The 514-nt window shown below is 62.3% G+C and carries 2 protein-coding genes; both read right to left on the bottom strand.

Annotated features, from left to right (window positions below):
* Positions 1 to 74 precede the first annotated feature (74 nt).
* Entirely contained in the window at positions 75 to 308 is a 234-nt protein-coding gene (locus NKH05_RS33065) for a hypothetical protein (protein ID WP_023731894.1), read from the bottom strand.
* A 2-nt stretch (positions 309 to 310) separates the two neighbouring features.
* Positions 311 to 514, bottom strand: a 204-nt coding sequence (locus tag NKH05_RS33060) for a transposase domain-containing protein (protein ID WP_353027117.1), incomplete at its 5' end; no start/stop codon positions are given.

Raw genomic sequence — 514 nt, 5'->3', positions numbered from 1 at the left:
TCGTACGCATCCGGTGAAGACCGCAGACGTGCGCATCCGGCAGCCAGGAGAACCTGAGCACCGGAGTGCTGGGGTCAAGCTTTCTTTGGGGAGACGCGATGATATTCTTCGAGGAGGAGTTTGACCTCCTCGATGCCTTCATCGGTGAAGGCCAAGATCCCGTCGTCATCGTTGGCGCCGTAGACCCAGATGACGCCGTCCTCGGGCTCGAGACCGAGGGTCAGGTCCTGGATGAGCGCTTCGCTGACGCCGAGGTCCCTGGCGACACGATCGACGGTGTAGACGTGATGCACCTTATTGCGCTGCATGATCAGGCCGCCGCTGGTTGGGTCCGCAATTTTGCGGATCTCCAATTCCACGGCAGCAAATCATCGATCCGATGGGCCGGATAGGCGGGCAGTCGGGCGAGGACGTCGGCGAGCCAGGCCTGCGGGTCGACATCGTTCATCTTGGCGCTGACGATCAGGCTGTAGAGAACGGCCGCGCGCTGTCCGCCGCGATCGGAACCGCAGAA

This window comes from Mesorhizobium sp. M1399 (assembly GCF_040317735.1).
In the GTDB taxonomy this organism is placed as follows: domain Bacteria; phylum Pseudomonadota; class Alphaproteobacteria; order Rhizobiales; family Rhizobiaceae; genus Mesorhizobium.
The sequence above is the reverse complement of the archived record's forward strand: the minus strand, read 5'-3'. Positions and strand labels throughout refer to the sequence as shown.